The organism is Clostridium porci (assembly GCF_009696375.1).
In the GTDB taxonomy this organism is placed as follows: domain Bacteria; phylum Bacillota; class Clostridia; order Lachnospirales; family Lachnospiraceae; genus Enterocloster; species Enterocloster porci.
Window position 1 is genome coordinate 415,934 of sequence record NZ_VUMD01000001.1, and the last position, 20,942, is coordinate 436,875.

The following is a 20,942-nucleotide window of genomic DNA, read 5'->3' on the forward strand; positions in this document are numbered from 1 at the left end:
TTTTTGGAGAAAAAATGCCTGGTACCCTTGCTGTTGCTGTATTGAGCCGATTTGAGAAGCCAAAGATTCATACCCTTGGGAAAGGAGAGAAAGATGAAGGATATACTTCTTGTAATGTCCGATCAGCATAGCTTCCGGTATACGGAATGGGAGGATGGCCGTGTTCGGACGCCCTGGCTGGCTCAGATAGCAGCTCAGGGGACCCGTTTTGACCGCTGTTACTGCAACTCCCCCTTGTGTGTTCCGTCACGTATGTCCTTTCTTGCGGGGAAAATGCCTTCTGATTTGCAGATTTTTGGAAATGATACAACCCTTCCGATTGATATGCCTACCATTGCCCATGAGATAGGACGGATAGGGTATAAAACTGTGCTCATCGGGCGGATGCATTTTAAGGGGGCGGATCAGAAGCATGGCTTTGATATGAGGTTGGCCGGGGACATTACCTCTCAATATTGGGGAACAGGAGGAAAAAGCCGCAGTGATTTCGGGGCCTATGCAGGAACTACAAACCGCAGACATTGTCTGGAGGCTGTGGGCGGCGGATATTCTCCGGTAATGGCCTATGACGCCCATGTGTTTGAGACAGCCATGGAATATCTGAAACATTGCCCCAGGGATGGCCGTGGAATATTCTTAGTGGTAGGCTTTTACAGTCCCCACTTTCCCTTTGCGTGCGGGGAGAAGGAGTACAGGCGTTATCAGAAGCTTTTTGAAACAGAGGAGTGCGGCAGGGAGCTGTCGCTTAAGGCGGCTCCGGTTTATCGGGAATACATTCAGCAATGCTCCCCGGAGCATATGAGAAATTGCCGCGCGGCTTACTGTGGCCTGGTGGAACGTCTGGATTCCTATATCGGAGCCCTTTATCAGAGCTTTATGAAGCTGGAAGGAGGGAGGGAAAAAATCTTCTTTTACACCTCAGATCATGGGGAGCAGCTAGGTATAAGAGGGATTTTTGGAAAGCAAACTCTTTATGAGGATTCCATCCACGTTCCTTTGGTGGTGGCTGGAGATGGGGTGGCCCAGGCGGTCAGCCGGCAGCCGGTGGGGCTGCTGGATCTGTCCAGGACACTGTTGGAGCTGGCGGCCTCAGAACGAGAAGGAGAGGATTTCTCATGGCATCAGGGCTCAGCTCTGAATCTGGAGCATCCCGAAGAAAAACGGCGGCCCATCCGGATTCAACAGATGCTTGAGCGGGAGGAAAAGCTGTTTTTAGCTCAGGCAGTGACAGACGGCCGATGGAAAGCGGTTCGGACTTTAGGAAAAAATGTTTTGTATAATTTAAAGGAGGATCCTTTGGAGCAGTCTCCCATTCCCTTTTGTCAGGAAGCAAACACAGAAGAAAGTAGCTTAGAAGCCCTCAAGGGGTATTTTCTGGATTCGGCTCGGGAGGAAACACTGGTGCAGAGAGAGTATGAGCTGCGCCGGATGCACAGGCGGCTAACGGAATGGGGATTGGCAAAGCGGCCTGAAGAGCCGGAGACTATGAGGATTCCTCAAGAAGCGAGCCGCAAACCTGTAGAATAATGGAGGTAGCCATATGAAATATAAGAAACTTTGGACAGATATGCACAGCAACATCCATCACGATCAGATGGAAGCCCTTCCTATATGGTATGAGCATATAAAAAAGGTGATGGATTTCTGGCCCATTGCCTATTACCCTTTTTATATGCGTCCCACGGGATATGGACTGGCTGTTGAGGATAGGTATGATGATCAGTTGGTAAAGCAGGACTGGGAGCTGGTAAGGAAGCTGGCAAAACGAGCTGAAAAAGAGGGATTTCCGTTTTTTATGGGATATGAATGGCAGGGAGCCGGTCTGGATGGGGATCATAACATTTTTTTCCTAAAGAATGACGGAGAGCAAACACACCCCTTACGTTATAAGGAGCTGGCGGATGCCTTTAAGGGGCAGGAGGTAATCGGTATTCCCCATCACCTGGCCTATCAGCCTGGTTCCCGGGGAAAGAACTGGGATACCCACAATGAAGCGTTTTCACCCTTTGCGGAAATTTATTCCAGCCACGGTTCCAGCGAAAATGACGATGGCCCCCTGAACATGAACCGGCATGTACATATGGGGCCAAGAACCGGCGAGACTACTTATGAAAAAGGCTTGTCCAGAGGATACAAGGTGGGAATTATAGCGTCAGGCGATAACCATAGTGTGCCTGGAGTATATGAGCATGGAGCCTTATGTGTGCTGGCTGCGGATCGCACAAAGGAGGCAATTTGGGAGGCGTTGAAGGAGCGCAGAACCTATGGAGTATCCAGGAGCCGGATTGAGGTGGATGTTATCGCAAACGGAGCACCCATGGGAGCAGAGATAGAAACCAATGGTGAGGTGGAACTGGAATTTCATGTAAAGGGTACGGCAGCCGTTGACCGGATAGAAATTTTGAGAGATAATATTCTGGAGGAAATGGTGGTGCACTCTGGAGCCTGGGAGAGAAATCCGATTCAAGGACTTGTGCGGTTTAAATTCCGTCTAGAACTAGGCTGGGGGCCTGACACCCGGGTATACAAGGAACAGTGGATGAAGGAGTGGACCGGACGTCTTGAAGTGGACGGAAGTCTTTTGAACGTGGAAAAGTGCTGGAATAACTTTGGGCAGGAGATCACGGCACAAGATGAAAAAAGCTGTGATTTTTCCATCACTACGTATCAGTCTACAGCTACAGGAAAGTGGATGGGCCCCAGTAACGTAACAACAGAGGGCTTTATCTTTGAAGTAGAGGCAGATGCTGACAGTTTTTTGCGCCTGACCATTGACGGGAAGGAATATCCTCTGTCTGTTAGGGAAATGTTTGAGTCCTCCAAGGTATTCGCTTTGTGGGATGAGGTCAGAAGGCTAACGAAAGAAACCTGGGGAGACATTACCCATTATAGAGATGACCCATGGTGGCATAATGCCTATAAATTCAGAGTGGGGAAAGCATACCCGGAATCCTCTTATAAGGTTTCCTTCAAGAAAAGGCTGCAGATGAAGGAGAATGGAAATCTGAGGCTGAGGATTTGGCAGAAAAATGGAGATGCTGCCTGGACCTCCCCTGTGTTTGTGACAGTGAAATAATAGCGGGAGTACAGGACATTCCAGCGTATGTGAGACCGATCTCCGCTTACTGAGAAAAAAGAAACAAAAAGGAGAAAGCGATGATGGAAATAGTAAATATTAGAATTGATGACCGCCTGATCCATGGTCAGGTTGCGGCTGTATGGAGCCTTGTGACAAAGGCAACCAGAATCATGGTAGTGGATGATTTGGTTGTGAAGGATATTGTAAACAAGGAGGCCCTGAAAATGGCATGCCCTAAACAATGTAAGCTGTCCATCCTGACCGCAGCCAAGGCCGCTGACAACCTGTGTGCAGGCAAGTATGAGGGGGAAAGAGTATTTATCGTAGCAAAAAGCCCGAAAACCATACGCAGTCTCTATGATGCCGGTTTTCATATGGAGCAGGTAAATGTGGGAAATATGGCGGGTAAGCAGAATACGAAAATGATAAAAAAAGCAGTCAGCGTAACCGAGGAGGATATTGAAAATTTCCTCTATCTGGCCGAACAGGGTGTGAAGGTGACAGCACAGATGGTTCCAACAGATCCAGTTCAGGATTTTGTGGAGTTGCTTAAGGCTGCACAATAAAAGAAAGTAAAACAGGCTGTCTGAAAGTCAGAAGGGTATCTCGAATGCTGGTTTCTGTACAATCGTTAGGCTGATTCAGTATGTCCGTTTAGCCGGGCGTTGGATCTGGCATAGGATTGAACCAGAAATCAGCTTCTGGGGATACCCTTTTTAGTTTGCTGCTATTCTGAATTGTGTACTGTTGATACGGTTATAGGAAATTGAGATATTTATTTTTAGTAATTAAAATCCATGGCATTATAAAGATGTTGGTACATTAATTCTTTTGCCAGCTCCGCATTATGTGCGGAAATTGCCTTACAGATTTTGTCATGGGTGGATCGCCGCGGCTTTGATGTAAGGCGGTTTTTAAAGGTTATTGGATCATAAATGACAGAGATAGACCGAATGATAATCGGCATCATACGTTCCAAAACAGGGTTATGGCATGTGCGGCATAGCATCATATGGAATGCCTTATCTTTTTCGTGAAGCTGCTGGATCACTTGAATTTCTGTTTCCTGCCCATGCAGATCCTTATCCAGCTCATCAATGCTATCAGAAAGCTTTTGAAGAATCCGGATCTCCTGATCGGTGGCTCTTTTAGCAGAAAGACCACAGATTTCAGGTTCAAAAATTAATCTTGCTTCATATAGATAAGGATTAAGATTGTCAATCCCCAAAAAGTTAAGACCAAGGGGATCATCCGTCATTCCTGGCAGCTGACATACAAAGGTGCCTTTTCCACGGCGTATTTCAAGAGTTCCTCTGGAGACAAGAGATTTAATGGCTTCCCGAATCGTGGAACGGCTTGTGTGATACGTTTCCATTAATTCCTGTTCATTGGGAATCCGGTCACCGGGTTTTAGTGATCCTTCAATAATTATATTCTCAATTTCTGATGCGATAGACACGGATAAAGTTTTAGCGTTTGTCATATGTACTCCCTAACAACGTAATGTTTAAAGTATGGCACTACGGAATTTTATTTAATGATAGTATAGTATATGGAGTAATAATTGTCAAATAGCAGTGGGGGATAAACATTTTCATTTGTAGAAAATAAAGGTATAAAATTGTGTATAATGACCAAATAAAAAATAATTTGAAAATCATATTGACTAAAGTGCACGAATGCTCTATACTAAATAAAGAATCAGACGTCAGACGTCAGTTGAATTAAGGAGGAGGGTAATATGTACGATGTAATGTTTGTTCTTTTGACTGTGCTGTTCATTGTAATTGCAGCAGTTATGATTTTGAAGAAGATGGATTCCAAGCTGGTATTCTTTTTTGTTGGAACAGCTGCATTGCTGGTTGTGACTTTCCTAACAGGCGAATCGGTATTAGGGGATAATACAACCGGAAATCTCTATCTTGATGTGGTAGATGTAATCCGTACGAAATTCATCAGTACTGTGCAGGGTACCGGTATTCGCCTAATGGTTGTTGCCAGTTATGTTATGCTGATGAATCATATGGGGGCCTCTAAAGTATTGGCAGCGGCAGTAGGACGTGTTTTGGTTAAACTGAAAAGCCCATATCTGATTTTAGGAGGCGTTTTTGCCGCAGGCTGTTTATTGAAGATATTCATTACCAGTCAGGTATCGTTAGGGCTGTTATTCATGGCAACCATTTTTCCGATTCTTGTTTCACTGGGAGTAAGTAAGCTGAGTGCGGCAGTAGTACTGATCACCATCGGAATGATGGACTATGGTCCGAATGACAGCTCAGCGATTTTTGGAGCGACAGAGGTTTTAGGCGTAACGCCGATGGAGTTTTTCCTGCACTATGAAGGTTATGTGTGCGCCGCGGTTATTTTAGTAATGGCAGTGTTTTATGCCATGTATTTTAAGTATATGGATAAAAAAGAATTTGGAAATTCTGCTGCTACACAGAATGCACAAGAGCTCGCCTTCTCACCAAGAGATTATGGCGTTCCAGTATTTTATGGACTGTTTCCACTGATTCCGTTGGTATTGGTTATCGCATTTAGCTTTACAAGCGTTTCCATGGATATTATAACAGCAAATCTGGTTGGCTTCTTTGTAGTATTTATATGCGATCTTATTGTAACAAAGAACACTGCCAAAATAGGAGATAATCTAAAAAAAGTGTTCGAGTGGATGGGTTCTTATTTTACAACTGTAGTTGTACTGATGGTTGCGGCAGCAGTGTTTGCGGAAGCGATCAAGCAAATGAAGGGAATTGACATCATCACAGGATGGATCTCCCATATGACCGGAGCAACTGTCATTGCCATGATCATGCTCAGCCTTATTATTCTGGCAACCGCTCTATTAACAGGCAGCGGACAGGCACCCTGGATGGCATTTGGCCCATTGACTCCGGGAATTGCTAAGATTCTTGGTATTGAAACAGCGGCCCTAGCAATTCCTATGCATCTGACAGGTGGAATCGCAAGATGTTGTTCTCCATTCTGTGCGGCTGTTATTGCGATCAGCGGTGTAGCAGAGGTTGAAATAAAGGATGTGATAAAACGAAATATGGTTCCTATGATTGCTGCGTATATTATGAATCTGGTTGCAACCTATATCATTTTCGTAGCGCTGTAGCGAGCTGTTAAGTGAAAGGAAAGGAGTAGATAAAATGAGATACAATTTTGATGAGATCATTGACAGAAGGGCATCTGAATGCAAAAAATATGAACCTGCATACCCAAAGGATGTAATTCCCATGTGGATAGCAGATACGGATTTTGCAGTTCCAAAAGAGATTACGGATGCAATTAAAAAGAGGGCAGAGCATCCCTGTTATGGGTATCCGGTAGAAAGCTTTGAATTTGAGAAGGCCGCTGCGAGATGGGAAAAAGTACGTTTTGGCTGGAATGTAGAACCAGAGTGGGTTAAATATTCAAACGGAGTTCTGCCATTTTTGATGTATGGGATCAGGGCATTTGCCTATCCGGGAGATAAAGTTGTAATACAGCCTCCTGTATATCCTCCATTTCATGCTATTACAAAAAATAATGGCTGTCAGCTTTTAACAAATCCTCTCATACAGAATGAGAAGGGGAAATATCAGATTGATTTTGAGGATCTTGAAAATAAATTAAAGGACCCAAGAACGAAGCTGTTTTTCATGAGCAATCCCCATAACCCGACGATGAGAGCCTTTACACGGGAAGAATTGATCAAAATTGGTGAACTTTGTCTGAAATATAATGTAATTGTTGTTTCAGATGAAATCCACTGTGATCTGACATATAAGCGTTATAAACATATTCCCTTTGCGTCAATTTCGGAAGAATTTGCACAGAATTGTATGGTTTTGATCAATCCAAGCAAAACCTTTAATATCGCAGGTTTCAGAACGGGCGCTGCGATTATACCGAATAAGAAGCTGCGTGATAATATTCAGATTATTATTGAGAATAATAAGAACTATGGACGTACTATTTTCGGAATGCTGTCGTTTATCACTGCCTACACAGAATGTGATGATTATGCCGATGAACTGATGGAATATCTGGAGATAAATAAGGACTATGTTGTAAACTTCATTCAGGAGAAGATCCCAAGGATCAAGCTGGCAGAACCAGAGGCAACCTATTTATTATGGCTTGATTGCCGGGGCCTTAATATGTCACAGGAAGAATTAAAAAAATTCTTTTTTGAAAAGGCGAAATTAGGTTTAAATGACGGCTCAACCTTTGGAGTGGAGGGGACAGGCTTTATGAGAATGAATATTGCGTGCCCCAAGTCTACGGTTATAGAAGCTATGAACCAATTGGAACGGGCTGTAAAGGAACTTGGATAAATTTGTTATTACGCATTTTATTGAACATATCTAAACAGGATAAACCGTTCGGTTTAAGTAAACGGGTATTGACGGATGGTATAAGGGGCGGTTCATATTTGGAACAACGCCCCTTTATGTTTACGGAGACATATAGAAAAGAGGCAGTATGAGATTAAAAATAGATAGTAATTGGATTTTTATCCCATTGCTTTTACTATTGATCGGAGCTTCTGTATCAGATAATCAGGCGGTACAGAACACGGAGATAACATCGAACAATTTGTCAATTATGTCAGGAAACAGCGGCGGGACATATTATTATATTGCGGCAGGACAGGCAAAGCTTCTGAGTGAAAAGCTGGAAGGGATCAATGTCACAACTCAGTCTACCAGCGGCTCTCCTGTTGAGAATATGACACTGGTGGAACAAAATCCGTCCAACTTGGGAATTGTCACGATTGATGGATTTTATTATGCAGAAAATGGAGAGAAGCAGCGGGGATTTCAGACTCCAATGAAGGAATTGCGAGTAATTCAGGTTGGTCATACAGCATATTTATATGGGCTGTCTTTGAAAGGAATGGGAGTAGAACATTATTCGGATCTATGCGGAAAGAAAGTATCTGTTCCTCCCGTTGGCTCTACAACGTATTATATGGCGCTGGCAGTTGCTAAAAGCTACGGATGTACTGAGAAAAACAGTACGATCATACCAATGAGTCCTGGTGAGCAGGCTGACGCATTGAAGGATGGAACGATTGATGTGGCGTTTATGGCAGGAGGGATTCCACAGGCAACGGTGACCGATCTGGATTATTCTAGCGAAGTGGTGTATTTGTCAGTGGATGATGAGAAAACAAAAGAACTAAGAGAAACATATCCGTTTTGGCATCCTGTAGTCATTGATGCGGGAACCTATTCCGGACAGAAGGAGGATATGACTTGCCTGTCAGTTAATACACTTCTGGCATGTAATGCTAAACTGGACGCAGAGCTGGCATATCAAATTACAAAAATATTAAATGAAGGTACACAAGAATTAGCCAAGATCCATTCCAGCGGAGCAGAGTGGAGTTTTGATATGACAAAGCTGTTTTTGGACAGTGATATTTTGAAGTTTCATGAAGGAGCAATACGGTATTATTCAGAGCTTATGGGTGGAAAGGTAGAATGAATACAAAGAAAACAAATCGTGCAATAACGGTATTGGATGGAGTGATCTCATTTCTGTGTGTGTGTTTAACAGGAATCCAGCTGGCAAATTATATATTTGGTATTTTTCCGGCAATGCAGCAAAGAAGTCTGTTCTTGGGATTCATTTTGTCAATCATTTTGCTGATTCATATTCGGAACAAAATAGCAAAGGGGATTCTGGATTTATGGAGTATTTTCATATTGCTGGGAATCTTCTTTGCTTCTGTCTATATTTTTGTGAATTGGTATGAGATGTCATTTAGGGTTATCCGGCCAGAAAAAATGGACCTCTTGGCTGGTATCCTGATCATTGCCGCAGTCATTGACTGTGCCAATATACGATTGGGAAGAACGCTTCCTTTCATTGCATTGCTGTTTATTATCTATGCGTTATTTGGACAGTACATAAAGGGAAGCATGGGTACCGTAAGCTTTACGGTTCAGCGGATCATCAGTATTCTAACAATGGAAACATCAGGAATTTACGGAACGATATTGGGAACAGCGGCAAAGCAGATCTTTGTATTTATAATTTTGGGCAGTTCTCTTGAATTGAGCGGTGCAAGCGAATTTTTTCTGAAAATGGCAAGCATTCTGCTGGGATCACGGAAGGGAAGTGGAGCAAAGGTCAATACAATGGCAGGAGGACTGCTGGGAATGGTTTCCGGCAGTGCCGTTGCTAATGTTATGGCAGTTGGGCCTATGACGTTTCCGATGATGAAAAAGGATGGATTCTCAAATTATTTTTGTGGCGCAATCGCTGCCATTTCAGGTACCGGAGGGCAGCTAATGCCACCTGTTATGGGAACGGCAGCTTTCATAATAGCGGAAACACTGGCTGTTTCTTATGGAGAAGTAACAAAAGCAGCATTGATTCCTGGTATACTATTTTATTTAACAATCTGGCTCACGATCAACTGCCATTCAAACCGTCTAGGACTGATAGGGAAAAAGGATAAGATAGACTGGCTGCCGGTTCTAAAATCCGGTTTCTATTATTTGATTCCGATTATATTTTTAATGGTTACGATTTCAGGTTTGAAGTGGTCGCCGATTAAAGCAGGAATGTGGTCAACGGTTCTTGTGGTAATTGTATCACAGTTTAACAAAGAAAGGCGTATGACAATCCCAGTGATCGTGCAGGCAATGGAGCGATCTGCGAAAGGAGCTGTGACGGTCAGCGTTGCCTGTGCTGTTGCAGGAATTATTGTTGGTGTTTTATCGGTAACGGGCCTAGGACTTAAGTTTTCAACGGTTCTGTTAGCTCTTTCAGGCGGATATAAAATAATTCTGTTGGTATTTACTATGCTGGCAGGTCTAATCCTGGGCATGGGCATGACCACAACATCTGTGTATATCGTGCTGAGTGTTTTAGTAGCGCCCGCTCTTGTAGACTTTGGAGTTGAGCCGATTGCCGCGCATATGTTTGTTTTTTACTTCGGCATTCTTTCCTGTATTACGCCTCCGGTGGCAACGGCAATCTTTGCTTCCGCCAGTCTGTTAAATGAAAGTCCGCTCAGGTTAGGATTGTGCGCAAGCAGAATTGCTATACCGATTTATATGATTCCGTTTTTGTTTGTGCTGAATCCTGCGCTTTTAATGCTGGAAAGCAGCGTTATGGAGATTATGATAGAGTTTATTTTGTCGGGTCTTACAATTATAGCTCTGTGCAGCAGCATAGAAGGGTATTTTACATCAGAGTTGAGTAAAAAGGAACGAGTGCTGTTGTTTGTGGGAGCGTTATGTGAACTACATACATCCATACTGGTTAAGACATGTTCTAATTTGCTGATTCTAGTGCTGTTGTTAAAAAATATGAGAGTAAAAAAATGTGCACAGCTATTGCATACAAAAGGAGCTTTGTCTAGGTTGAGGCAATGGAAGCCGCGGGGGATGAAATAGCACAAAAGGAATTGCAGTAGCTGCAAAGCCTACACATTATTTGCAGACAAATTCATAGGTTTGGCAGATATGTTTCTTTTTATAATCTTTGAGGAAAGTGCATTTATCTTTGGGTTCATTGAATTCAAAAAATTAATAAGTTGCGTATTTCCTTATTCAATGATATACTGTATAAAGGTTTATTATGTTTAAATCAAGGAAAATAAGACAGTTTGCATGGCTGTTTCATTTATTGTGATCATTATGGGATACTCGATTCAATGTGTGGATTGGATCAACGAAGCATATGGGCAGCAGCTTTGCGTATGCGGCGGATTTTTGGTAAGTGTGAGAATGGCTGGAGTACGGGCTGCAGACGAGAAAGGAAAAGGATTGAGTGAAAGAAAGTCATGAGAAACCTAAAGACAAAAGAACAATATAAACGGCTGATCAAGCTGTTTTTCGCGGCGGTTATGTTGATAGGTCTATGTTTGCTGTATGCGGCAGTTTGGATCGGATGTTATAACGATACCATACTCCAGATGCCGTTTTACCGGCGCGGAAACTGGGTCATGATCCTGAACTATGGGATTTTGCTGGCGTTTTTTTTGCATACATATGGCGGATTCAAGATTGGGTATCTGAAAAATGGAAATGTTTTATGGTGAATGGGAAATAACTGAGTTTATGGGAATAGGTCAGCATTATAAAGGTGATCACAAGGAAGGCTATGTTGGACAAAGAATATTTTATAGTTCCGATGAAATCAGAATAAATGATGAGGTTGTTGTTGATAATCCCAGATATGATTGTGCCATTATACATATGGATAAATGGGATATGTATAAAAGTATCTGACATCTAGCAGAAGGGACTAGAGAGATGCTGAGAAAGAATGAGTTATATTTTGTTCATGTTCAAGTGGCTAATATTTATTAAAACGATAAAGAAATTTTCGAATTTGGCAGTGCATTTTATATTGTAAGTGAAAATGAAGTACTGTTTGAGACGGAAGATGGTTGGTATAAAAGGAAACGTTTAAATTTTTTGCCAGGATATCTGGATATAATACGCTCTGCTTAATGTGTCATTTGGGATATACTGGATTTAGTTCCTTTCGAAAAATAATTAAGCAATATACAACGCTATTGATTATCTACTGAAATGACAGAAAACTAGATGAATGAAGAAAATATTTGGAGTATTAATTAATATATTTTTGGGATTTTTTACTTGCCCATGTTTACTGATTTTTATTACTGATATCCAGGGTATAGCAAAGGGAGCTGCATATACAATACCCGAAGTAGAACGAGATATTTATGCTATGTTTGGATGGACAGTATTAAGTGTTTGTTTGATTATTTTAATCTGCTCTGAAACTGCTATTTTTAAATTACTATTTAAGAAAAATTTGCATATGTTGTGTGTAGGGATTCTGATTTTATTTATATCATTTATAACACTGCTCTCAGGTGTATGGAATTAGTGCTTTGTTCTATTTTATAAAGAGACATAAACTTAAGAACACCCAAGTGCTTAATGCAGATATTTCTACATACTACGTATGGACAAAATTATATTAAAAAAAGGAACTGGCAGACAGAATCTATCAATACAGAGCTGATGGTATTTCATTGGACGTATAAGCGTGATGAAATCTTACATATTGGTTTATCCCGGGGAGGCACATATACCGTAACTGATTTATGAACCCTAACCGTTGTAGACAAAGTCCCGGCGAAAGCTGGGCTTTTTTTACACTCACTTGTAACTGTAGGTTTTGTGCGGATTTCATCCGCATGCACCGCTTTGCAGTGAATAATTTTTCATAGTCTTGATGCCCCGTATGAACGGTTATGATTACTCTGTTTATCTGGAAACTCTGGACAATTACGTTTCTATCATCTTAAATGCCAGGTCAAACTGCCGATCCAGGAAGTCTCGATTTTCTTTCATCACCTGTTTCCAGTTATCCCCTCCGTCATGCCAGAATTCCGCCACATAGCGGCGAATGCCCTGGCGATAAAATTCGGCAATGTAAGTTGGAAAATCCACCTGCCCCTGCCCATAAGGGATGCTCCGGTCTTTGCCGGGTAGAGTTTCTTTCAAATGGGCTCCCACCATATGTCCGGCCCCTGTCCGAATATCCCGGATGATATCATCCGTGCTGTTGTAAATATTCCCAATATCAGGATAAGCCTGGTAGTAGGGAGAATTGATCCGATTGACACCGTACATGACTTTTTCCACAGAATTCATAAATTCTTGATCCATCATGGTTTCAGTGGCCAAAGTCACTCCATGGGCAGCAGCTAACATGACAGCTTTCTCCAGGGTCTGATAGAACCGTTCTCTTGTGATCTCATCACTGGTTTCCTCATAGTATACGTCATATCCCTGGGTCATGATAATCCGGATGCCCATCTTCTTCGCGAAGGCAACGCATTTTTCGATGATTTCCCAGGCTTCTTTCCTCCACTTTAGTGTTCCCATAGGATATCTCCTTTGGGCGGAAAAAGTAATACTTTCAATGGGGAATCCAGTTTTTGCCTCTGCTTTCAGTACCGCCTCAATTTCCTGATCACTCCAGTCCAGGCGGGCAAGCTTTTCATCAGATTCGTCCACACTCATTTCCATAAAGTCAAAACCAGCCTCTCGGGAAGCAATGAATTTCTCTTCCCAGCTCAGCTTTTGGGGCAGGGCTTTCTCATAAACCCCGATCCGATACGCTTTTTTTCCAGTTCCCATCACTTTGATTCCCTCCCTCTATAGTGTGCCGTACCCTTGTTCTCAGTCAGCTAAAACCCTGTCATCTGACGCACCGCTTACAGTGGATTGCCGAACCACCAATCGGCCTTCCACCTTGATTTTTTGCACCTTTCGGTTTTCCACCGGATTCTCAATCTGGTCAACAAGCAGCTGCATTGCCAGTTTTCCTGTATGCCTTTTCGGAATATGGATCGTTGAAAGGGAAGGATCCACAAGGCCTGAGGCAAAAGTATTGTCATATCCTATAATTTTGATATCTTCCGGTATGCGGATATTTAACTCCTTAAACGCCCTTAACGCTCCCAGAGCCATCAGATCATTCGCGAAAAATATCCCATCTAATCCTTTTGCGTTCTGAATCAAGGTTTTTGCTGCTTTATAACCGCTCTGATGCGTGTAATCGCCATAGGCTATCATGATATCCTTAACATCTAAACCGGATTTTTTCATGGCGTCCCGGTAACCCTGCATCCGTTCCTTTACTACATTGCTGAAAACAGGCCCAGTAACATGGGCGATTTTTTTACAGCCACATTCCACTAAATGTTCCGTTGCCTTTACGGAATTGGCATAACAGTCAAAATATACCGAATCAATTCCAACCTCTGAGAAATCCTGCTCAATGCTGACCAGGGGGATATTTTGATGCTGAAATGTTTTTTTCTTGAGAGAATACCAGTACTCTTTGTCCATATGAGGAGATGTCACAGACGCAAATATAATCCCGCCTACCTTGTTGGCAAACATTTTATCAAAATTTTCCTTTTCCCGTTCAATCGCGCCTTGTTCTCCGTACTCGCCGGCGGAATCACATATCATCACCTGGTATCCCCTTTGGTTGGCAACCTCATAAACACCCTTAATTAGAAAAGGATAGAAGAGTCCGCATACATCGGCTGTGATCAGCCCAATGGTTTTAGTTTTTCTGGTTTTCATGTTGCGGGCAATGGGATCCACCTTATAATTCAATTCCTGAACGGCATCCTGCACTTTTTTTTTCAGTTCTTCGCTTACGAATTTTGTGTCATTTAACACGTTGGATACCGTTGATATGGAAACCCCAGCTTTTTTGGCCACATCCTTTATGTTTGGCACAATATCTCCCCTTCCCCGGAAACATTTTAAGTGTTTCTATTTGCATTTTACTACCTGTTATGGTATATTTCAACATTTATTTTTGAAAAAAATAACAGTTGCGGAACAAAATTTATAAATAAAATTTTCGATTATCGAAATACCTTGAATTATGATTAAAGACATTTTTTAAATAAACCTGAATTATTCACGGCGATAAATCCTGACCTGAGTTGTTCGCCGAAATACTCTGAATACTGAAATCTCATTGTTGCGTCAACGACCAGTACCAAAAATGGGTATAGTATCCCTATGGCTATTCGTTGAGACCCTTGAGATTGTCAATGTTCGTTAAAAAGCTGCTATGTTTCAAACGGACGGTATCGACCTGCTGTTTTCGCATTTTAACAGCAAGAGCTGACCGCCGGAACCAATTGAATAAATTGTACGCCAGAACATGGATCTGAAGCCGGTTTGCAGGCACTGTTTTTGAGAAGCTGCTGTCAGCAGCATATTTAAGCAGCGTCTGGTTCAGTTTCAAACGGATCGCATATTTGCAGTCGTTATCCTCAAGTGCCTCATAGAGACTTGGGGACGCAAAGCCGCTGTCCCCGCGTAAATATAATGGAAGCGATGGATAGTTGTTCCGGTATTCCTGCAAAAGTGGGATCATGAACAGATCTGCATCTTTGCTGCAATACCGGACGCCGTCCCGAAGTTTTGCTTTCAGCTTTGCGGTGAATAATTCAAGATAAAAGTTTAAACATAATGCACAAAAACAAAAAAGAAAACCATACAACTTTCACAATGTTGATTTAAATGTAAAAAACCTATTGACAGAAAAACGTTTTTCTGCAATAATTAATCCATCATCAACAAAAAATAAATTATTTATGACAGAAATATTATGCAAAACGGTAATGGAGGTGTTTTTAATTTCTCATAAATGCCAAAAAAATGTGGTTAAAATAGGTGTATATTGTGCATTTTTAGCAGACAGAAACCTGCACGGCAATGTGCAAAGGGAACTGGGAAAGGACAAAACAGTTGTGGAAGGAGGAGGAAGGCTTGGAAGAGAAAGAGTATATTTTGGAAGCCAAGGGCATCTGTAAATCTTTTTCTGGCGTAAGCGTGTTAAACGGAGCGGAACTGAGCGTAGCCCCAGGAGAGCTTCACGCACTGATGGGCGAAAATGGTGCGGGAAAGTCAACGCTGATGAAGATTATCATGGGGATTTATACAAAGGATGCCGGAACCGTGCTTTTGGATGGAAAGGAAGCGGATTTTAAATCTGCCCGTGACGCGCTGGACGCGGGAATTTCCATGATTCATCAGGAATTGAGCCCAATTCCGGAGATGACAGTAGCGGAGAATGTATTCCTTGGACGGGAACGGCATAAGATTAAAGGCTTACCTTTTGTGGACAAAAAGGCGTTGAATGACAGCACCCAGGCGCTTTTGGAAGAATATGAACTATCCGAGTTTATCAAACCGGATATGAAGATGAAGAATCTGAATATTGCCCAGACACAAATGATGGAGATTATCAAGGCTGTGTCCTATAACTCCAAGGTGATCATTATGGATGAACCAACATCTTCCCTGTCAGAGAAGGAGACGGAAACCCTTTTTAAGATCATCGACAGCCTGAAAGCAAAAAAGGTAGGCATTGTCTATATATCCCACCGTATGGAAGAGGTGTTCCAACTGGCGGACAGGGTTTCTGTCTTACGGGACGGCAAGTTTATCGGCTGCGTCCGCACAAAGGAAGCCACCCCGGAAGAACTGATCAACATGATGGTCGGACGTGAGCTGGAAGGCGGATATCCCCGCAGCACGGTGAAGAAGGGGGATGTGGTGCTGGAGCTGAAGAACTTTAACCGGAAGGGCGTATTTGAAAATGTGAATCTGACTGTACAGGCAGGGGAGATCCTGGGAATGGCTGGCCTGGTGGGAGCTGGGCGCAGCGAGGTCATGCGGGCCTTGGTAGGGTACGATAAGCTGGATTCAGGGGAAATTTACCTGAATGGTGAAAAGATCACGATCAGTCATCCCCGGGACGCGATCCGGCACCATATTATCATTGCTTCCGAGGATCGGAAGGCTCTGGGGCTGTTCTTGGACAGAAGTATCCGGGAAAATATCTCAATTCAAAATTTCGATCTAATGTCCAAAGGCGGGTTTATTAACAAGCCAAAGGAAAAAAATCTCTGCCAGGATTATGCGGCACAGATGGCCACCAAAATGAACGGCATTGAGGACGCGGCTGGAAGCCTATCCGGCGGAAATCAGCAGAAGGTGGTTCTTGCTAAATGTATGCTGTCTGCCCCGAAAGTGTTAATCATGGATGAGCCCACAAGAGGAATTGATGTAGGCGCGAAAGCCAAGATTTATAACATTATGCTGGATATGGCAAAGCGGGGTATCGCGATTATTATGATCTCTTCTGAGATGCCGGAGCTGATTGGCATGAGCGACCGGGTGATCGTGATGTGCGGCGGACGGATTACAGGTGAATTGCTGGGAGAAGAAGCGAAATCCCAGCAAACAATTTTGAAATTAGCATTGGGAGGAGATTGAGATGGAAAAAAAGCAAGATTTGACGAAGCTGCTGAGGCAGTTTGGACTGCTGTTCGTAATTTTAGCAATTGTAATTATTATGAGCATTGTATCCCCGGTATTTTTAAAGCCTCAAAATATTATTAATATCATCCGTCAGGTTTCCATTAACGGTATCATTGCTGTTGGAATGACTTGTGTCATCTTGACTGGCGGCATCGACCTCTCCGTAGGTTCCGTAGTGGCAATCACCAGTGTAATTTGCGGTTCTTTCCTGGCAATGGGGATTAACTGGTTTGTGGCTTGTATCTCAGGTGTGGCCATTTCCATTCTCTTTGGCCTGTTTAACGGATACATGATTTCTTATGTAAGGTTCCAGCCTTTTATCGCCACCTTGGCCAGCATGGCCATTGGGCGTGGTATCGCCTTGGCTTATTCCAATGGTAAGCCTTACCCGATCAAGGATCCATCCTTTATCGCCATCGGCCAGGGATATTTCTTGGGAATCCCCATCCCGATCATCCTTTTGGTGATTGTGGTGGCCGTGGGACTCATTACCTTAAAGATGACTACCTTTGGACGGTACATTTTTGCAATCGGCGGTAATGAGAATGCGGCAAAGCTTTCCGGCGTCAGAACCAGAAGAGTGAAATTAACCGTATACGTGATTTCCGCAATCTGCGCGTCAATCGTGGGTTTGATTCTGTCAGCGCGTATCAGCTCCGGCCAGCCAACAGCCGGTGAGAGTTATGAGATGGATGCTATCGCGGCCACCGCGATTGGAGGAACCAGCATGAACGGCGGACTTGGTTCCTTGGTGGGCACTATCGAAGGCTTTATCTTGTTAGGGCTTATGACCAACTCCATGAACCTGCTGAACATTAACTCTTTCTATCAGCAGATCGCGAAAGGCCTTTTGATTGTAGTCGCGGTATTTCTGGATATGAAGTCAAAGGGTTCCGAGAATTAAGGGATTTCATTCGGGTTTACTATATTGAAACAATGTCATGCGAGATACTATATATGTAATTTAAAATGTTCATCTAAAAGCTGAAAGAAGGAAGGGGTATCTTCCATAAACATGTCCCAACAGTCTGATAAGGTATCTTTTAAAGAAATTTGACGGTATTTTGTAGCCATAAATTTTCTCCTCCGCGAATTGTATAGTGGTTTGTGATGATTCTATTATACCATTTGCGGAGAGAAAATTTATATAAAACAAGAAAGAAAGCCCAGTAAAATCAAAGGGTTTCGGCATTTAACAAATGTTTATATATTTAATTTAAAGGAGGAGATTAAAATGAAAAAGAAAATCTTAGGTGTTGCGTTGTGTTTTGCGGTGACTGGCAGCATATTGGCAGGCTGCGGTGGTTCTTCTGCTACTACGGCTACCACGGCGGCACAGTCTGATGGCGGAGAGAAAGCGGCCAGAGAGACAAAAGCAGAAGGCGATAGCAGCATCACCATTGGTTTCTCATCCAAGACAAACTCAGATACCTTTGTTAAGAATATCGCTGACGCGGCGGAGGCAAGGGCTAAGGAGCTGGGCATCAACCTGATCATGATGGACGCGGCCGGAGATGTAAACAAGCAGATCAGCGACTGTGAAACTATGATTGCCCAAGGTGTGGATGCTTTGATCGTCATTCCTCAGGATGTAGAGGGAAGCGCTCCTGTTGTAAGCATGGCAAACAATGCGGGAATTCCGATTATTGTTGACAATGGGGATATTGCGGATAAGGACTATACCGCGTTCGTAGGCTGTACCGATCAGGAGTCAGGAGAGCTTCTTGGAAATTGGTTTATGGAGAATGTGCCGGAGGGATCCAAAGTATGCATCATTGAGGGTCCCATGGGACAGTCCGGACAGGTTGGCCGTTATGCGGGATTTGAGAAGGTTGGAATGTTAGATCACTTTGAGGTTCTTTCTACTCAGACCGCGAACTGGAAGCGTGACGAGGCAATGGCTCTGGCAGAAGATTGGCTGACCACTTATGGCGATGACTTGAAGGCTATTATCTGTGAGAATGATGACATGGGCCTTGGCGCTCTGGCAGCCTGCAAGGCTGCTGGAAGAACTGATATCGTTATCGGCGGCGTAGATGGCCTGGAAGACGCGGTTGAGGCTGTTAAGAATGGCGAGTACGGCGTATCCGTTCTTCAGGACTCTGAGGGACAGGGCAAAGGCGGCGTGGATGTGGCCTACCAGATTGTAACAGGACAGGAATATGAAGAAGATACCAGAATCCCCTTCCGCCCTATCACAAAGGAGAACGTAGAGGCCTATCTGTCAGGCGGTGTCGAAGCTATTTCAAAGTAAATCAACACATTTCTATCTAAGATCGAAACAGCAAGAGCTGAGTTAGATCATAAATAAGAGAACAGTACCGCCTGCAGAGGAAATCCCAGATGCTTTGTAGCGGTGCTGTTTTATAAAAGTTTCAGTTTACAATGCTTTTTGTACGGCTACGCCGGACAAGAAGATACTCCTCCCTGTGAACAAAACTTTTGGAATTAGGCAACTGTCCTGTTACGTGAACATTAATGGAAAAATATGGAAAGGAGCGGTATAATATATGCTGAGAAATATTCCTAAAATCCTTCCGCCGGATTTGGTGAAATATATGATGGAAATGGGGCATTCGGATTATCTTGTGATTGCGGACGCCGGGTTCCCGGCGGCGGCCCACGCAAAGCGGCTGGTTCGGATGGATAGTGTGGAAATCCCGGAATTGTTAGAGGCAATTCTTCCTTTTTTCCCACTGGATTACTTTGTGGAAGACCCGGTGCGCCTGATGCAGAAGCTGCCTCATGAACCGGAAGTAACCATCTGGGAAACCTACCGAACTTTACTGAACAAATATGATAAGGATAATGCTTTTAAGGAATTCCATTATCTGGAGAGGATTCCTTTCTATGAAGAGGCAGATAAAGCCTATGTGGTGGTGCAGACAGGGGACACTTCCCGTTATGGGAATATCATCCTTCAGAAAGGAGTTTGTGCGTAAGTCAGATGAAATATCAAGAGGAGAGGCAATACATAGGGAACAGAGATCAGCTCTTGAAAGCCAAAAGGCTCCTGATGCGGGAGGGAAAAGCTGAGGGAGTTGAGATGATTGATGTGCAGAACCGCTCCGGCATGCATTTTGACGTCAATGTCAGCCGTGGGATGGACATACCGTATCTGGACTTTCAGGGAGAAAATATTGGCTTTATTTCTCCCTGCGGGGTTGTGGCGCCTCAATATTTTGACGATAAGGAGCTGGGATTTTTAAAAAGCTTTACCGCCGGATTCCTGACCACCTGCGGCCTGAAAAGCGCCGGGGCCCCCAACGAATATGAGGGGAAGAACTATGGGCTTCATGGGAATATCTCCCATGTCCCTGCCGAGGAAGTGACCTGCGTGGTGGAAGAGGGGGATATCCCCAGTGTTGTCATTACAGGCAAGGTAAGGGATGGGGTGATCTTTGGCCACAAGATGCTCCTGGAGAGAGAAATTCGGTGTAATTATCAAGAAAAGAAATTCACAATCCGAGACAGGGTGACCAACCAGGGATTCCAGAGAACCAACCATATGATTCTGTATCACTGTAATATCGGCTACCCAGTCTTATCACCAGACAGCGAGATCTTTATTCCGGCCAGGGAGACCAAGGCCCGGACAAACCACGCTCAGGAAGGGATTCAAATCTGGGATCAGCTGCAAAAGCCGGATCCGAATTATGAGGAAATGTGCTATTATCATGATCTGAAAGCTGACGCGGATCACTGGACAGGGGCGGCAGTCTATAATCCGAACCTGAACCTTGGAATCGCTATTGAATTTGACAAAACCACCCTGGATCATTTTGTTCAGTGGAAAATGATGGGGGCGGGCGATTATGTGTTAGGGCTGGAACCAGGCAACAGCACCATTGATGGCATTGAGGATGCCATTGAAAATGGAGCCATGAAGTTTCTAGAGCCAGGGGAGACAGTAGATTATCATCTGGCTTTCCGGATCTTGTCATCCAAGGAAGATCTGGAGGAGATGAAAAGCAAGGCCAGGGTATGAGAGGGTTGTTAATTACAGCGAT

20 protein-coding genes and 1 pseudogene are annotated in these 20,942 nt (G+C 43.5%); 16 read left to right on the forward strand and 5 right to left on the reverse strand.

Annotation, left to right across the window (positions count from 1 at the left end; genetic code table 11):
* Window positions 1-93: 93 nt before the first annotated feature.
* From FYJ39_RS01880 to FYJ39_RS01890, 3 genes are all read left to right on the forward strand, one after another.
* Window positions 94-1,527 (forward strand): sulfatase-like hydrolase/transferase, encoded by a 1,434-nt coding sequence (locus FYJ39_RS01880; protein ID WP_154470764.1) that lies wholly within the window; start codon window positions 94-96, stop codon window positions 1,525-1,527.
* A gap of 13 nt (window positions 1,528-1,540) precedes the next feature.
* Window positions 1,541-3,076 carry a CehA/McbA family metallohydrolase domain-containing protein gene (locus tag FYJ39_RS01885; RefSeq protein WP_178257973.1) on the forward strand — a complete coding sequence of 512 codons (1,536 nt, stop codon included), beginning with the start codon at window positions 1,541-1,543 and terminating at the stop codon, window positions 3,074-3,076.
* 80 nt (window positions 3,077-3,156) lie between these two features.
* A complete protein-coding gene (locus FYJ39_RS01890; protein ID WP_235919698.1) occupies window positions 3,157-3,645 on the forward strand; it encodes a PTS system mannose/fructose/N-acetylgalactosamine-transporter subunit IIB in 489 nt (162 codons plus the stop codon).
* A gap of 215 nt (window positions 3,646-3,860) precedes the next feature.
* On the opposite strand, the gene FYJ39_RS01895 is transcribed toward FYJ39_RS01890, so the two are convergent.
* Window positions 3,861-4,562, reverse strand: coding sequence for a FadR/GntR family transcriptional regulator (locus FYJ39_RS01895; RefSeq protein ID WP_154470765.1), 702 nt, complete (start codon window positions 4,560-4,562; stop codon window positions 3,861-3,863).
* A 258-nt stretch (window positions 4,563-4,820) separates the two neighbouring features.
* Between FYJ39_RS01895 and dcuC the strand changes: the two genes are divergently transcribed.
* From dcuC to FYJ39_RS01930, 7 genes are all read left to right on the forward strand, one after another.
* Window positions 4,821-6,200: a C4-dicarboxylate transporter DcuC gene (gene dcuC, locus FYJ39_RS01900; protein ID WP_154470766.1), complete on the forward strand. Its 1,380-nt coding sequence runs from the start codon at window positions 4,821-4,823 to the stop codon at window positions 6,198-6,200.
* A gap of 34 nt (window positions 6,201-6,234) precedes the next feature.
* Window positions 6,235-7,404, forward strand: coding sequence for a MalY/PatB family protein (locus tag FYJ39_RS01905; protein ID WP_154470767.1), 1,170 nt, complete (start codon window positions 6,235-6,237; stop codon window positions 7,402-7,404).
* Between the two features lie 148 nt (window positions 7,405-7,552).
* Window positions 7,553-8,560 (forward strand): TAXI family TRAP transporter solute-binding subunit, encoded by a 1,008-nt coding sequence (locus tag FYJ39_RS01910; RefSeq protein ID WP_154470768.1) that lies wholly within the window; start codon window positions 7,553-7,555, stop codon window positions 8,558-8,560.
* Complete coding sequence (locus FYJ39_RS01915; protein WP_154470769.1) at window positions 8,557-10,482, forward strand: TRAP transporter permease; 1,926 nt, start codon at window positions 8,557-8,559, stop codon at window positions 10,480-10,482. Before FYJ39_RS01910 ends, FYJ39_RS01915 begins: the two co-directional genes overlap by 4 nt.
* 216 nt (window positions 10,483-10,698) lie before the next feature.
* Window positions 10,699-10,875, forward strand: a complete 177-nt coding sequence (locus FYJ39_RS01920) for a hypothetical protein (RefSeq protein ID WP_154470770.1) — start codon at window positions 10,699-10,701, stop codon at window positions 10,873-10,875.
* 234 nt (window positions 10,876-11,109) lie between these two features.
* Window positions 11,110-11,319 (forward strand): hypothetical protein, encoded by a 210-nt coding sequence (locus FYJ39_RS01925; protein WP_154470771.1) that lies wholly within the window; start codon window positions 11,110-11,112, stop codon window positions 11,317-11,319.
* Between the two features lie 325 nt (window positions 11,320-11,644).
* Window positions 11,645-11,950 (forward strand): hypothetical protein, encoded by a 306-nt coding sequence (locus tag FYJ39_RS01930; RefSeq protein ID WP_154470772.1) that lies wholly within the window; start codon window positions 11,645-11,647, stop codon window positions 11,948-11,950.
* Window positions 11,951-12,354: 404 nt separating this feature from the next.
* Here the strand turns inward: FYJ39_RS01930 and FYJ39_RS01935 are convergent, their stop codons facing one another.
* The 3 genes and pseudogenes from FYJ39_RS01935 to FYJ39_RS01945 form a co-directional block, all read right to left on the reverse strand.
* Window positions 12,355-13,212, reverse strand: a complete 858-nt coding sequence (locus FYJ39_RS01935) for an L-ribulose-5-phosphate 3-epimerase (RefSeq protein WP_154470773.1) — start codon at window positions 13,210-13,212, stop codon at window positions 12,355-12,357.
* A 42-nt stretch (window positions 13,213-13,254) separates the two neighbouring features.
* Window positions 13,255-14,328: a LacI family DNA-binding transcriptional regulator gene (locus tag FYJ39_RS01940; protein ID WP_287847559.1), complete on the reverse strand. Its 1,074-nt coding sequence runs from the start codon at window positions 14,326-14,328 to the stop codon at window positions 13,255-13,257.
* A gap of 346 nt (window positions 14,329-14,674) precedes the next feature.
* Window positions 14,675-15,106 (reverse strand): annotated as a pseudogene (locus FYJ39_RS01945) (transposase); the annotation flags it as partial.
* A 34-nt stretch (window positions 15,107-15,140) separates the two neighbouring features.
* Here FYJ39_RS01945 and FYJ39_RS01950 point away from each other — a divergent pair.
* The 3 genes from FYJ39_RS01950 to FYJ39_RS01960 are packed head-to-tail and all read left to right on the forward strand — an operon-like array spanning window position 15,141 to window position 17,836.
* On the forward strand, window positions 15,141-15,419 hold the full coding sequence (locus FYJ39_RS01950; RefSeq protein ID WP_154470774.1) for a hypothetical protein: 279 nt from the start codon (window positions 15,141-15,143) through the stop codon (window positions 15,417-15,419).
* Window positions 15,376-16,887, forward strand: coding sequence for a sugar ABC transporter ATP-binding protein (locus FYJ39_RS01955; RefSeq protein WP_154470775.1), 1,512 nt, complete (start codon window positions 15,376-15,378; stop codon window positions 16,885-16,887). The genes FYJ39_RS01950 and FYJ39_RS01955 overlap by 44 nt, the downstream gene beginning before the upstream one ends.
* 1 nt (window position 16,888) lies before the next feature.
* The gene (locus tag FYJ39_RS01960) at window positions 16,889-17,836 is read left to right on the forward strand and encodes an ABC transporter permease (RefSeq protein ID WP_154470776.1); all 948 of its coding nucleotides are present in this window, start codon (window positions 16,889-16,891) and stop codon (window positions 17,834-17,836) included.
* Between the two features lie 47 nt (window positions 17,837-17,883).
* Here FYJ39_RS01960 and FYJ39_RS21165 read toward each other — a convergent pair whose 3' ends face one another.
* On the reverse strand, window positions 17,884-18,006 hold the full coding sequence (locus tag FYJ39_RS21165) for a hypothetical protein (protein ID WP_268890639.1): 123 nt from the start codon (window positions 18,004-18,006) through the stop codon (window positions 17,884-17,886).
* Between the two features lie 160 nt (window positions 18,007-18,166).
* Between FYJ39_RS21165 and FYJ39_RS01965 the strand changes: the two genes are divergently transcribed.
* From FYJ39_RS01965 to FYJ39_RS01975, 3 genes are all read left to right on the forward strand, one after another.
* Window positions 18,167-19,186 carry a substrate-binding domain-containing protein gene (locus FYJ39_RS01965; RefSeq protein WP_154470777.1) on the forward strand — a complete coding sequence of 340 codons (1,020 nt, stop codon included), beginning with the start codon at window positions 18,167-18,169 and terminating at the stop codon, window positions 19,184-19,186.
* Between the two features lie 256 nt (window positions 19,187-19,442).
* Window positions 19,443-19,874, forward strand: a complete 432-nt coding sequence (locus FYJ39_RS01970; protein WP_154470778.1) for an RbsD/FucU family protein — start codon at window positions 19,443-19,445, stop codon at window positions 19,872-19,874.
* A 74-nt stretch (window positions 19,875-19,948) separates the two neighbouring features.
* The gene (locus tag FYJ39_RS01975; protein ID WP_195840353.1) at window positions 19,949-20,920 is read left to right on the forward strand and encodes an aldose 1-epimerase family protein; all 972 of its coding nucleotides are present in this window, start codon (window positions 19,949-19,951) and stop codon (window positions 20,918-20,920) included.
* Window positions 20,921-20,942: the final 22 nt, after the last annotated feature.